Source organism: Streptomyces sp. B6B3 (genome assembly GCF_039871525.1).
GTDB lineage: Bacteria > Actinomycetota > Actinomycetes > Streptomycetales > Streptomycetaceae > Streptomyces.
Genome location: NZ_JBDPLU010000004.1, coordinates 219,613 through 231,938, shown reverse-complemented (window position 1 = coordinate 231,938; position 12,326 = coordinate 219,613). Strand labels below are relative to the sequence as shown.

The window sequence follows — 12,326 nt, the reverse complement described above, 5'->3', positions numbered from 1 at the left end:
GCGTGTCCGGATAATCCGGGTATAAAGGCTGTTCACGGGCAGCCGGGGAGCCACTCCGTGCTCCTCCGAGCCGTTCCGCGCTTCTCAGTTCAGTGTTACTCAGGGCCGATCGGTGCCGGCGGCCGTCACGCCGGCCTCGGCTGCACCGCCACACAGGCCGGGGAGCCGACCGGGATCCGGTAGCGCTCGACGAGCTCGTCCGTCTCCGGGTCCAGGTCCAGCGCGACCACCTCGTCGGACTGCTGGGCCGCGACGTACAGCCGGTCGTCGACCAGCGCGAAGTGGCGTGGCCAGGCCGCGCCCAGATCGTGCTCGGCGATCCGCTCGGGCCGGTCGCCGGTCAGGTCGAACGTGGCCACGGTGTCCGCGCCGCGGTTGGACAGGTAGCCGCGCAGGCCGTCGGGGGACAGCGCCAGATGGGCGGGAAAGTTCGTGCCCGGACGGTCGGAGGCGGCGCAGGAGCCGCGCGGCACGAACGCGCCGGGCTCCTCCTCGGACAGCACGAGCAGCTCCGAGCCCAGCTCGGCCACCGCGAAGCCGCGGCCACCGCCCGGCGCCCGCACCAGCTGGCGCGGGCCGGTGCCCGGCGGCAGGGCGCTCGCCGCGACCCGGGCCAGGGTCCCGTCGGCCCGCAGCCGGTACGCCCAGATCCGGTCGCTGCCCAGGTCGGTGACGCAGACCAGCGACCCGGCCGGGTCCAGCGTGACCATGTGCGCGTGCGGACCCTCCTGGCGGTCCTCGACCGGGCCCGAACCCGAATGCTCGACCAGGTCGGCGCGGCGGGTGGGGGCGCCGCGCTCGTCGAGGCCGAAGACGGCGACGCTGCCGCTGCCGTAGTTGGCGGCCAGCAGGTAGTCGCCGTCGGGGGTGACGGCCAGATGGCAGGGGTCGGCGCCGCCGGTCGCCTCCTCGCCGATGACCCGGACGGTGCCGTCCGGGTCGAGCAGGAGCGCGCTCACCGCGCCCTCGGCCAGCTCCCGCACCGCGTAGACCACGGGCAGCCACGGGTGCCACTGGAGCCAGGAGGCCGCGGTCAGGCGCAGCTCGCCGGCCGGCTCCGGCCGGCCGGGGCGCCCGTCCCCGGGGGCGTCCGGCGAGCCCAGCGGCTCCCGGAGCACGGTGACCCCGGGTCCCGTGCCGCCGGTCTCCGGCGTGTAGGAGCCGACGCAGATCAGCCGGTGCGGTTGGTCGGGCATGGTTCTCCTCGCTCTCTTCCTGCTTCCTGGCGCCCGTGCGGGTGTGGGCGGGGCCGCGGCGCGCAGGTGACCCGGCGCCGGCCGAGACGGCGCGGCCGGGTGACACGCGACCGCGCCATCATGCCGCGCACCCCGCCGGCGCACGGCGCGACCGCACCGCCGCGGCCCGCACCGCGGCAGCCAGGGCCGCGGTGCGGGCCGCGACGGGCGTCATCGCAGCAGCGGGGACTGCGGCTGCACCGACAGCGTGCGGTCCAGGACCAGACAGGCCGCGCCGACCGCGCCGACGTCGTCGCCGATCTCCGTGCTGGTCACCGCGGTCGGGTGGATCTTCTTGACGAAGGGTGACTTCTCCACCATCGCGGGGATGATCCGCAGGAAACGCTCGGAGAGATGCGGCCAGATGGGCCCGCCGAACACGATCATCTCCGCGTCCACCAGCGTGGCCGCCGCGCACACGCCGCGGCCCACCCGCACCGCCCAGCGGTCGATGATGTCGCCCGCGGTGGCGTTGTCCTCGGCCAGCCGGCTGAGCTCGACGAGGCCGCGCTCCGCGTCCCTGGGCCCGGCCGGCGTGTAGTCGTGCCCGAGCACGCCGAGCTGGATGGCCTCCTCGACCATCGCCCGGGTGGTGCAGGCCGCGCCGAGGCCGCCGACCTCGCCGGCGTTCCCCGACACCCCGCGCAGCACCGTGTCCTCCACCACCAGGCCCTCGCCGTGGATGGTCGGCCGGATCTCCGACGTCGCCGGCGCCGACGCCCACTACGCGAACGACGTCGTGCCCGACCAGGAGGACTGCGCGGCACACGGCATCGACTACCAGCCCTGCGTGATGCCGGTACCTCCGGCTGACCGGCGACGGCGGCCGGATGCTCAAGGGCGAGATCCCGCTGACCGAGACCCGCCCCACCCCGCCCATGCCGTAGCCGCAGCCGCCGAGGGCGGCGGCCCTTCCGGACCTCAGCCCTCCGGGACGGCCGGGGCCGCCGCCCGGCTGGCGGCCAGGGGCGGGACGTGTCCGGTGCCGCCGCGGCCGGCCAGGGACAGCGAGGCCGCGCCGACGCCCAGCGCCACGGCGGCCCGCAGCGGGTCGCCGAGCGCCAGCCGGGCGGCCGTCGTGCCGGCGAGCACGTCGCCGGCGCCCGTCGCGTCCACCGGGTCCGCAACGTGCGGCACCGGCAGGCCGACCACCCCGCCGGCGTCCGCGACCAGCACCCGCTCCGCGCCCGAGGTGACCGCCGCGGCGCGTGCGCCGAGCGCCCGCACCGCCGTGGCGGCCCGGGCCGGGTCCTCGGTGCCGAACAGCGCGCGGGCGTCCGCCGGACAGGACGGGGTGACCAGCGCGCAGTGCGGGGCGATCTCCGCCAGCGCGGCGCGGGCTCGTTCGGTGGTGGTCAGCCGGGCGCGGAAGTTCGGGTCGTAGAGCACGGCCGCGCCCGCCCCGGCGGCGGTCCGCGCGGCGGCCAGCACGGCCCGGCGGCTGCCGTCGGACAGGGCGCTGCCGATGCCGGACACCACCAGCGCGCCGGCGCCGCGCAGCGCGTCGGCCCAGCGCTCGACGTCCGGCTCGTCCAGTCGGGAGGCGATGCTGCCGCGCCGCCAGTAGGTGAACTCCCGCTCGCCGGTCACGTCGCCGTGCAGCAGGTAGGCGCCGTTGCTGCCGGGACCGCGCCGGATCAGCGAGGTGTGCACGCCGAGTTCGGCGACGCGGGCGACCAGCGCGTCGCCGAGCGCGTCGTCGGCGACGGCGGTCAGCACGGCGGTGCGGGCGCCGGCCGCGGCGGCCGCGGCGGCGGCGTTCAGCGTGTCGCCCGAGAAGCCGAGGCGCACCGGCGTCTCACCGCCCAACGGCCCCTCGCAGAAGAACTCCACCAGGATCTCGCCCAGCAGCACCACGTCGAACGGGCCGTCCGCCCGCGTCGCGGTCACGCCGCGCCACCCCCGCCGAACACCCGGGCCAGCGCCTCGGGTTCCGCCGGCAGGCCGGAGCCGATCCCCACCGCGACCGCACCCGCGTCGAGGTACGCGGGCGCCTCCGCCACGGATATCCCCCCGGTGGGCACCAGCACCGCGTCCGGCAACACCGCCCGCAGCGACGCCAGATACCTCGGCCCGCCCACGTGCGCCGGGAAGACCTTGGCCGGACCGCGCCCCGCCGCGTCGGCGATCTCCGCCGGGGTGAAGCCGCCCTCCACGAACGGCACTCCGGCCCGCGCGGCCACCTCCCGCACCGGCGGCGCGGGGAAGGGGGAGACGAGGAAGTCCGCGCCCGCCTCGACCGCGGCGGTCGCCTGTTCGGCGCGGGTCACGGTGCCGACCCCGAGCAGCGCGCCGTCGCCGTGCTCGCCCCGGCAGTCGGCGAGCGCCCCGGCCCAGCCGGGGGTGGAGGTGGTGAGCTCCACGACCCGGCAGCCGGCGGCCAGCAGCGCGCGGACCCGGGCCACGGCGGACGCCGGGTCGGGGGAGCGCAGCACGGGCAGCAGCCGCTGGGCGCGCAGCGCGGGAACGAGCGGGTGCGTTGCGTCCATGGAGTTCCGTTACATAGAATATGAGTTCACTAGGAAGAACGCGGCTACGCTAACACGCGGGCCGCGGGCCGTCGATGGGAGGAGCGCCGTTGACCGGGCGAACGTCGCAGGCGGGCAACGCCACCGAGAAGGCGCTGCGCCTGCTGGAGGCCGCCGCCGCGCCCGGCGGCCCGCACCGGCTGGGCGAGATCGCCGCGACGGCAGGCGTGCCCAAGGCGAGCGCGCACCGCATCCTGCGCACCCTCGTCGACGCCGCCTTCCTCACCGCCGACGGCACCGGCGGCTACGCCCACGGGCCCCGGCTGCGCGCGCTCGCCGCCCGGGTCGGCGCCGCGGCGGACGACGACCAGGGCATCCGCGGTGAGCTGACGGCGCTGCGGCAGCTCACCGGGAACACCGTGCACCTGGCGCTGCGCAGCGGCGACCGCGCGGTCTACACGCACAAGGTGGCCGGGCCGCACGCCGTGCAGATGGCCTCGCACGTCGGCATGGAGATGCCGCTGCACTCCACCGCCATCGGCAAGTGCGTGCTGGCCGGGCTGGCCGACGACGAGCTCGCCGCCCTCATCGGCCGCACCGGGCTGCCGGCCCGCACCCCGCGCACCCTCACGGACGCGGCCGCGCTGCGCCGCGAGCTGGCCGAGGTGCGGGACCGCGGCGTGGCCCTGGACGACGAGGAGAACGAGGCCACCGTCCGCTGCCTCGCGGCCCCGCTGCGCGACCCGTCCGGCGCGGTCATCGGCGGCGTCAGCGTCTCCACGGTCACCTTCCAGGTCGACCGCGACGAGCTCCTCACCTGGTCCGACACCCTCCGCACCACCGCCGCGGCCCTCTCCAGCCGCCTGGTCTGAGGCGTAGCCGTCGCTCGTCAGGGTACTCGGCATAACCGGAGGAAGGAGGACAAATGTTCGAGGCTGACGACATCCGGAACTGGCGGGGTGAGTCCGTCGTGGATGACGGCGGGCACAAGATCGGCACGCTGGAGGCCGTCTACGTGGACACCGTCAGCGACCTGCCCTCGTTCGCCACGGTCACGATGGGCATGGCGGGCCGGCGCCGGCTGGCGTTCGTCCCGTTGCGGGGGGCGCAGGTCGGGCCCCGCTACCTCAAGGTCTCCTTCGACAAGCGCACGGTGAAGGCGGCCCCGGCCATCGGCACCGACGACGAGCTGCCCGCGACCGAGGAGCCGGCCGTCTTCGCCCACTACGACCTCACCTACCAGCCGGGCAGCCAGGGCGAGCGCCGGCTGGCCCGTCGCTGAGGATCCGACGATGATCCTCTTCCTCCTACTGCTGCTGGTGGCGATCGTCCTCGGCATCATCGGGATCGCCGCCGACGGCCTCACCTACCTGCTGTTCATCGGCATCGCCGTGCTGGTGGCCGACCTCGCCCTCGGCATCCTGCTCCTACGCCGCAGCGGCCGCACGCCCACCCGCTGAGCGTTGTCTCCGGCTGAGGCGGCACGCCGGCGGTGTGCGGGGCCGTGTCGCGCGGCGGGGGAGGACCGGGGCACCCGCCGCCCGGCGGCGATCGACCTGCGCCGATCTCCGGCCCTGACACGGCGCGAGCGGCGACGCCTCCTCCCCAGGCCGCCCCCAACCCCAGATCGGCCGGCCCGTACACGGCGTCGAGCCCCTGACCGTCGATGCCCAAGCTCACAGCGATGTCAGGAACATCGCTGGGCGTCGGACAGCTCCTCGTGGAGGTCCTCCAGCGCGGTGTGATCGTCCTCGGTGCCGGTGTGGGGGGCCGCGAACCAGCGGGCGTACTCGGCGATCTCGGAGAGCCGCCAGTCGAGCGCGAACAGCTCGACCATCGCCGGTTCGGGGCTCAGGCCGAGGCCCACGCCACGGTTCGGCAGGCCCGCGTAGTCCCGCTCGCGCGGGGCGAGGGCCAGCGACTCCCAGTCGACCAGCTTCAGGCCCTCCGGAGTCACCACCCGGTTGGCGTGATGCGGCTCGCCGTGGGTCGGCACCCAGGCGTCCCGGCGGGACCGCGCGACGTCCGCCAGTTCCAGGTAACGGCCGGTCCAGCGCTCGATCGCGGCGCAGTGGGTGGCGATCGCGTCCCGGGCCCGCTCCGCGAGCGGGCCTGAGGTCCAGGGTCGCGCCGTGTGGGCGCGCAACTCGTCGGCGAACCCCGGGCCGACCCGGGGCGTCCAGCGCGGCAGGCCGTCCGGCGGCGCCGCGCGGTGCAGGGTGGCCAGCGCCGCGACGGCCTCCCGGACGTGCCGGGGCTCGCGGGACTCCGCCTCGTTCGGCGTCCGACCGTCCAGCCACGGCGTCACGCTGAGCGCGCCGGACCCCACGGGGACGGTGAAGCGCCCGGACCGCGCCCGCAGCGGCGCGCACACCAGGTCCAGGCCGCCCGCGGCCAGCGCCGCGGCCCCCGCGTAGGCGGCCTCCAGCGACGTCGCGGTGTGCCGAGGCGCCAACCGGTCCAGGGTGACGAACAGGACCCGACCACCGCCGGCCACGCGCCAGTGGTGCGCGCCGAACCCCCAGGGCAGATGGTCGGTCTCGGCGGTCTCGGCGAGCCAGTGGACGGCGACCACACGGCCGATCGCGTCATCGCTGACGAAGGAGGGTCGGGAGAGCACGAGATCCCACCCTAGAAAGCACACGCCCCGCCGTCACACGAGTTTCCCCACCGGGCGGCGGCCGCGTCCGACAACCTCTCGGGGGGCGGTGGCGACTGACATGTACACGATAGGGCTCGCCCGTTCCCGAGGAGGCAGCATGTCCCCGCCACCCCCACACCCTCCCGCGCGCGCACGTCGCCGCTGGCCGCGGCGGACGTTCGGTGTCGTCGGCACCGTGCTCACCGCCCTCGCCCTGGTCTTCGCCTCCCCGGCGGGGGCCGAGGCGCCGCGTCCCACCGACCATCCCGACGCCGAGTGGAACCCGCCGGCCCAGTACGCCCAGGGCCTGGACGAGGTCTGGCAGCACATGGAGGACACCTACGGCAACCTCCTCGGCTTCCCCAACTACGGCTGGGACCAACTCGTCGCCAACGACGGAACGTTCACCTACTGCGTCCGCTGGGAGTCGGACACCCCCGTGAACGCCGACCTGCGTGACCGGATCAACGCCTCGCTCGAGGAGCAGTGGTCCCGCTGGTTCGACGGCCTCGAGGGCTTCGACGGCTTCCCGTACACGGACGTGCCCGTCGAGGTGGTCGGCTGGGCCGCCGCCGACCGGGACACCCTCCAGTGGAACGACGACTCCGTCGATCTGTACATCGGCGAACTCGACAGCGGCGGCGCACCCCAGTGCGCGCCGGAGTGCGGCCGTTTCTTCCACCAGGACGGCAACTACTCCCAGTGCCCGGGCGGCGAGGCCCGGCACTACGACCAGTCCCTCTGGCTGACCGACGGCTTCGGCGGCGGCGCCGGCGGCGACTGGGGTCAGCGCATGGGCAGCGAGTACTACCTGGGCGCGCTCGGCCAGCAGAACATCCATATCCTGCTCCATGAGATGGGCCACACGCTGGGCCTCGACGACTTCTACGACTGGACCCCGACCGGCGTCAGCGGCTTCCTGATGAAGGCCGGTTCCGCCACCCAGGTCACCGAGTTCGACATGTGGATGGCCCGCGACTTCTGGCGTCACCTCAAGTCCCGCTACGGCATCCCCGCCTGACGCGCTCCGCGCCCGCCCGGGAGCCCGGGCGTTCCCCGGCACGGCCTCCGCCCATCCATGCCGGGGAACGTCCGCTCCGCGGGGAGCCACCCGGCTACGGGGAGGCGGCCGGCACCTCCGCCCAAACGATCTTGAGATGCGGGGCCAGGGTCGTGTAGCCCCAGCGGTGCGCGAGCGCGGCGACGATCAGGAGGCCGCGGCCGTGCGGGGCCTCGGCCGGTGGCGGGTCCCCCGGTTCCGAGACGGGCGGCGGCGGCAGCAGGTCGGGTCTGGTGTCGGTCACCTCGACGCGGATCACCGCCGGTGTCAGCCGCAGGCACAGCCCGAACTCGTCGCCCGGCGTGCGGCCGTGGGTGATGGCGTTGGCGCACAACTCGGCGGTGATCGAGGCGATCGCGAACGACCCGGTGGAGCCGTCCGGCACGCCCCAGTCGGCCAGCCGCCGCAGGGTCGCCCGCCGGGCCTCGTGGGCGCCCCGCCCGTTCGAGGCGAACCGTGCGCGGTGGATGAGCGGGGGAGCGGCGGTGGGCAGGCGGGCCTTCGTGGTCATGGTGTCACCGTGGCGCCGCGACGGGTGGCGAAACAGGTCGCCGATCCCTACGGCCCGGAGTTGTACGGGTGACGGCCCGTTCTGTACGGCTCGGCACCCGTTACCCACGGGGCGCCCTCCCCGTTGAGCAGGTGTGGGAAACAACCGCCCGAGAGGCCGCACCAGCGAGCGGGAGTTACCGGCCATCTGGGTCGGCTACGGCAAGCTGGCGAAGTTGTTCCGGGAGCGCGCCCGGCTCACGCAGGAGCAGCTCGCCGCGGAGGTCGGATACTCGGCGGAGCAGGTCGCGTCCATCGAACAGGGCCGGCGGCCCGCGAAGGTCGCCTTCACGGAGGCCGCCGAGCGCGTGCTGAACGCCCAAGGGGTGTTGTCCACGCTGCAGGACGACGTGGATCTGGCCAAGTTACCGGCGTTTTTCCAGGACTTCGCGAGCATCGAGGCCGAGGCCATAAGTCGCTTCTCCTACGACCCGTTGCTGGTGCCCGGACTGTTGCAGACCGAAGAATATGCCAGGGCCCTTTTCGCCGGGCACTGTCCGCCTTTCGACGACGAGATCCTGGAGCGGCACGTCGAGGCGCGCATCGGCAGGCAACGACTGCTCGGCCGGACGCCGTTGGTCGAGATCTCGTTCGTCATAGGGGAGCCCGCGCTGGTGAACGGACTGGGCGGTGAGGCGGTGATGCGTCGGCAGCTGCGGCACCTGGTCGACGTCGGCAGCCAGCGCAACGTGGAAATCCAGGTCATGCCGACGACCGCCGGTTGGCATCCGGGACTCAACGGCCCGATGGTACTTCTGGAAACCTCGAAGCATCGACGCGTCGGATATGTCGAATCCCAGGAAATCGGGTCCTTCGTCTCCGATCCCGCCATGGTCACCGCCTTTGGGCTGAGATATGGCAAGCTGCGTTCGCAGGCCCTCAACATCGAGGAATCGGCCCGATTCATCCAGCGGTTGGCGGGAGAGCAATGATTTCGGAGACCCTGGTATGGCGCAGAAGCAGCTACAGCGGCTCTGGCGGCGGTGACTGCGTCGAGGTCGCCGGCACGGGCGGCGTCGTGCGGGTGCGGGACTCGAAGGACGCCGACGGGGACCGACTGCGCTTCTCCGCCGAGGCGTGGGCGGCCTTCCTCGCGGACGCGGCCGAACGCGGTGGCTCACTCCCCGCTTGATTCGAACGGACGGGTGCCACGGAGCTCGGCGACACGGTCCTCGGCCCATCCGGCGCCACCCCAGACCGACCTGCCTCAGCCGTCCGACTCCACGAACACCTCGATGGTGCAACGGGCGTTCCCGCACGGGCGATGCTCGCGTCGCCGGTGACCAGGGGGACGCCCAGCCCTTCCGTGAGGGCGACGTACATCGCGTCGTAGGGGGAGAGGTTGTGCCAGAGCTCCCGGACCCGCGGCAGCACCGGCAGGTGCTCCATCCGTCGGATCAGCAGGGCGAAGGAGTCCCAGGCCGCGTCGAGGCACCGCTAGTTCGTGGGCGCGGCCGAGGGGGCGATCCGGTGGCCGCCCTCCAACAGGGTCTTGAGGGACGAGAGGATCATGATCCAGCCGCCGCTGACGGCCTCCAGCATCTTGCTGTCCGGGCCGTCGAAGCCGTCGTGGGTGATGGTCAGCCGCACCCCGGTGCCGGGTTCCTCGGCCGGCTCGATGTCGAAGGTGACCTTCGAGCGTTCGCCGCGCGCCGCCTCGAACTCCTCGTCCGAGTCGAAGAGCTCGCGGTGCATGGGCTGGAACGCGTGCCAGGTGTACGAGAGCCGCCGACCGGGCTCCGCCTCCAGCACCCGCTGGTCAAGGTCCTCGAACTCCCCGTCGGGGCCCATCTTCCACCTGACCGGCGAGCCGACCCGCCAGTCCGACTCCGGCCCCCACCCGTCCATGTAGCTCCTGATGAACTCCCAGTCGGTCAGCGCCTGGTACAGCTTCTCCGGGGTGGTCTGGATGTAGATCACGTAGACGAACTCTGGCTTGTTCATGGCTGGTCCTTCCAGCGTGTCCTTCAGATGGGTGAGCGCCGCCAGTCGGCCGCGCTCGTATCGGCCGATCCAGCGGTCGGCGATCTCCTGGATGGGGACGGGGTTGAGATAGTGCAGCTTCTCCCGGCCGCGCCGGACGGCCGTCACCAGTCGGGCCCGCTCCAGCACGGCCAGGTGCTTGCTCACGGCCTGCCTGCTCATCTCCAGGCCCTCGCCCAGCTCGCGCAGGCTCTGCCCGTTGCGCGCGTTGAGCCGGTCCAGGAGCCGCCGTCGGCTCGGATCGGCGAGCGCGCGGAACGCCTCGTCCATGGTCACGCCGCCACTATAGGCAACCTAATGGTTGCCTATCAAGCCCGTGCGTGTACTGCGTGTACTGCGTGTACCGCGCGTACGGGGGTTAACCGCAGGTCGGCGTGGGGGTGGGCAGGCCGGCCGGTCCGGGGGGAGGCCGGATGGATCGAGCCCTCCTGCGCTGGTGGGATGGACGCCGACCACCAGCTCCGCAGCACAAGGGGATCACCATGCTGTTGCCGGGAAGACGTCGGCGCGGCCTGTTCGTTCGGACCACCGTGGCCGGGATCGTGATGGCCGTGGCGGCCGGCGCGGCGGCCGCGTCGGCCGACGCCGGGGCGGAGTCGGCGGCGGCCACGGAACGACGGCCGGCCGACCAGCTCCAGCGGCTGGTGGACGCGGTCCACGACACCGGAACCGTCGGCGTGTCCGCGGAGTCGACGTCACCGGACGCCCGGAACCGCGCTCGGGCCGGGACGGCGGAACAGGGCACCGGGCGGCCGATGCCGTGGGACGGCAGGTTCCGGATCGGCAGCGCCACCAAGACCTTCACCGCCGCCGTCGTGCTGCAACTCGTGGGCGAGGGGGAGATGTCCCTCGACGACACCGTCGAACACTGGCTACCGGGGGTGGTCCAGGGCAACGGCAACGACGGCAGCCAGGTCACGGTCCGGCAGCTGCTGCAGCACACCAGCGGCATCCCCGACGTGCTGGCCGAGATCCCCGCGTTGAACACCGCCGACGGCTACCGGGCCGAGCGGTACCGCGACTACACCGCCGAGGAGCTGGTGGCGCTCGCGATGCGGCAGACCCGCGAGTTCCCCCCGGGCACCGACTGGTCGTACTCCAACACCAACTACGTCCTCGCCGGAATGATCATCCACGAGGTCACCGGCCGGAGCTGGGCGCAGGAGGTGAACTCCCGGATCATCCGCCCGCTGGACCTGGCGGACACCAGCACGCCCACCACCTTCCCGTTCGTCCGGGGCCCGCACGCCCACGGTTACGCCGCCTTCGGCACCGACACCACCATCGACGTCACCGAGCTCAACCCGAGCATGGCCGTCGCCTCCGGCTCGATCATCAGCACCACGCACGACCTGAACCGGTTCTACGCAGCCCTGCTCGACGGCCGACTGCTGGAGCCGGCGGAGGTCGACGCGCTGACGGCCACGGTGCCCGCGCCCGAACTGGACCCCGCGCGCTACGGACTCGGCCTGGCGGAGATCCCGCTGTCCTGTGGCGGCAGCTACTACGGCCACCGGGGCGAGCTGCTCGGCTACACCACCTGGGTCGGCGTCACCCCCGACGGAGCCAGGACCGGCACGGTGTACGTCACCGGCGACGGGTCCCAGGACACCCAGTCGGCCATGATGACGCTCGTGGACCAGGAGTTGTGCCGGAGCGGCGCCTCCTAGGCGTCCCAGGGCGTGAGGTGTTCCGCCAGGAGCAGGGCGCCGATGCCGACCATGGCCGCGCCGGACACCCGGGTGACCGCGCGGGCCGCCGCCGGACGCGCCGCGAGCGTCCGGCGGGCCAGCACACCGACGGCGAGATAGACGGTGGCGCAGTTGGTCATGTGGAGGCCGCCGAGCAGGGCCGTCTGGGCGGCGACCGGCCAGGCGCCGGCGTCGGTGCTGACGAACTGGGGGAACAGGGAGAAGTAGAGCAGCAGCCCCTTGGGGTTGAGTCCGCTGATCCCGAAGCCCTTCGCGGCCGTCCGCCACGGTGAGGCGGCGACGCCCGGTGCCTCCGGGGAGACGGGCCCGGCCGGGCGGGTCAGCACCGTTCCGCCCAGCCAGACGAGGTAGCCGGCGCCGGCCACGGTCAGCGCGGTGAGCAGCCCGGCGGAGCCCGCGACGAGCAGGGTGAGGCCGGTGAGCGCGAGCACGGTGTGGGCGGCGTAGGCGGCCACCATGCCGCCGACCGCGGGGACGACCGACCGCTCCCGCAGGCCGGCGCTGATCGCGTAGGCCCAGTCGGCGCCCGGCGTGCAGACCAGCAGCAGGTCGATGATCAGGAACGCCGCCGCGCTGCGCGTGTCCATGCCTCGCTCCTCCCGCCGGATCCGGGTCCGGTTCTGGGTCTGGGTCTGGGTCTGGGTCTGGGAGGGAGACTATGTCCGTTCTCGGCGGAAG

The 12,326-nt window shown here is 73.6% G+C and carries 15 protein-coding genes; 7 read left to right on the top strand and 8 right to left on the bottom strand.

The genetic code is table 11. The features are described 5' to 3' along the window. Nucleotides 1-125 precede the first annotated feature (125 nt). From ABGB06_RS11230 to ABGB06_RS11215, 4 genes are all read right to left on the bottom strand, one after another. Nucleotides 126-1,196: a lactonase family protein gene (locus tag ABGB06_RS11230; RefSeq protein ID WP_347587936.1), complete on the bottom strand. Its 1,071-nt coding sequence runs from the start codon at nt 1,194-1,196 to the stop codon at nt 126-128. A gap of 210 nt (nt 1,197-1,406) precedes the next feature. Further along, the gene (locus ABGB06_RS11225) at nt 1,407-1,901 is read right to left on the bottom strand and encodes an ROK family protein (RefSeq protein WP_347587934.1); all 495 of its coding nucleotides are present in this window, start codon (nt 1,899-1,901) and stop codon (nt 1,407-1,409) included. A 255-nt stretch (nt 1,902-2,156) separates the two neighbouring features. Further along, nucleotides 2,157-3,125, bottom strand: coding sequence for a PfkB family carbohydrate kinase (locus tag ABGB06_RS11220; RefSeq protein ID WP_347587932.1), 969 nt, complete (start codon nt 3,123-3,125; stop codon nt 2,157-2,159). After that, entirely contained in the window at nt 3,122-3,724 is a 603-nt protein-coding gene (locus tag ABGB06_RS11215; RefSeq protein ID WP_347587930.1) for a bifunctional 4-hydroxy-2-oxoglutarate aldolase/2-dehydro-3-deoxy-phosphogluconate aldolase, read from the bottom strand. Before ABGB06_RS11215 ends, ABGB06_RS11220 begins: the two co-directional genes overlap by 4 nt. An 89-nt stretch (nt 3,725-3,813) precedes the next feature. Here ABGB06_RS11215 and ABGB06_RS11210 point away from each other — a divergent pair, with 89 nt between their 5' ends. Genes ABGB06_RS11210 through ABGB06_RS11200 form a run of 3 tightly spaced genes read left to right on the top strand, consistent with a single transcriptional unit; the run spans nt 3,814 to nt 5,163 of the window. Further along, entirely contained in the window at nt 3,814-4,575 is a 762-nt protein-coding gene (locus ABGB06_RS11210) for an IclR family transcriptional regulator (protein WP_347587928.1), read from the top strand. A 53-nt stretch (nt 4,576-4,628) separates the two neighbouring features. After that, nucleotides 4,629-4,985 carry a PRC-barrel domain-containing protein gene (locus ABGB06_RS11205; protein ID WP_347587926.1) on the top strand — a complete coding sequence of 119 codons (357 nt, stop codon included), beginning with the start codon at nt 4,629-4,631 and terminating at the stop codon, nt 4,983-4,985. A gap of 10 nt (nt 4,986-4,995) precedes the next feature. Next, entirely contained in the window at nt 4,996-5,163 is a 168-nt protein-coding gene (locus tag ABGB06_RS11200; RefSeq protein WP_347587924.1) for a hypothetical protein, read from the top strand. Between the two features lie 227 nt (nt 5,164-5,390). On the opposite strand, the gene ABGB06_RS11195 is transcribed toward ABGB06_RS11200, so the two are convergent. Beyond that, nucleotides 5,391-6,323, bottom strand: coding sequence for a phosphotransferase (locus ABGB06_RS11195; RefSeq protein ID WP_347587922.1), 933 nt, complete (start codon nt 6,321-6,323; stop codon nt 5,391-5,393). A gap of 139 nt (nt 6,324-6,462) precedes the next feature. On the opposite strand from ABGB06_RS11195, the gene ABGB06_RS11190 reads away from it, so the two are divergent. Next, entirely contained in the window at nt 6,463-7,365 is a 903-nt protein-coding gene (locus ABGB06_RS11190; RefSeq protein WP_347587920.1) for a hypothetical protein, read from the top strand. 94 nt (nt 7,366-7,459) lie between these two features. Here ABGB06_RS11190 and ABGB06_RS11185 read toward each other — a convergent pair whose 3' ends face one another. Continuing rightward, on the bottom strand, nt 7,460-7,915 hold the full coding sequence (locus tag ABGB06_RS11185) for an ATP-binding protein (protein ID WP_347587918.1): 456 nt from the start codon (nt 7,913-7,915) through the stop codon (nt 7,460-7,462). Nucleotides 7,916-8,048: 133 nt separating this feature from the next. Between ABGB06_RS11185 and ABGB06_RS11180 the strand changes: the two genes are divergently transcribed. Together ABGB06_RS11180 and ABGB06_RS11175 are read left to right on the top strand one after the other, a co-directional pair. Continuing rightward, nucleotides 8,049-8,885: a helix-turn-helix transcriptional regulator gene (locus tag ABGB06_RS11180; protein WP_347587916.1), complete on the top strand. Its 837-nt coding sequence runs from the start codon at nt 8,049-8,051 to the stop codon at nt 8,883-8,885. Beyond that, nucleotides 8,882-9,085 carry a DUF397 domain-containing protein gene (locus tag ABGB06_RS11175; RefSeq protein WP_347587914.1) on the top strand — a complete coding sequence of 68 codons (204 nt, stop codon included), beginning with the start codon at nt 8,882-8,884 and terminating at the stop codon, nt 9,083-9,085. The genes ABGB06_RS11180 and ABGB06_RS11175 overlap by 4 nt, the downstream gene beginning before the upstream one ends. A 305-nt stretch (nt 9,086-9,390) precedes the next feature. Here ABGB06_RS11175 and ABGB06_RS11170 read toward each other — a convergent pair whose 3' ends face one another. Continuing rightward, nucleotides 9,391-10,206, bottom strand: a complete 816-nt coding sequence (locus ABGB06_RS11170) for a metalloregulator ArsR/SmtB family transcription factor (RefSeq protein WP_347588392.1) — start codon at nt 10,204-10,206, stop codon at nt 9,391-9,393. 143 nt (nt 10,207-10,349) lie between these two features. On the opposite strand from ABGB06_RS11170, the gene ABGB06_RS11165 reads away from it, so the two are divergent. Next, entirely contained in the window at nt 10,350-11,606 is a 1,257-nt protein-coding gene (locus ABGB06_RS11165) for a serine hydrolase domain-containing protein (protein WP_347587912.1), read from the top strand. Here ABGB06_RS11165 and ABGB06_RS11160 read toward each other — a convergent pair. Then, nucleotides 11,603-12,235 (bottom strand): LysE family translocator, encoded by a 633-nt coding sequence (locus tag ABGB06_RS11160; RefSeq protein ID WP_347587910.1) that lies wholly within the window; start codon nt 12,233-12,235, stop codon nt 11,603-11,605. The two genes, ABGB06_RS11165 and ABGB06_RS11160, sit on opposite strands and share 4 nt — an antisense overlap. Nucleotides 12,236-12,326: the final 91 nt, after the last annotated feature.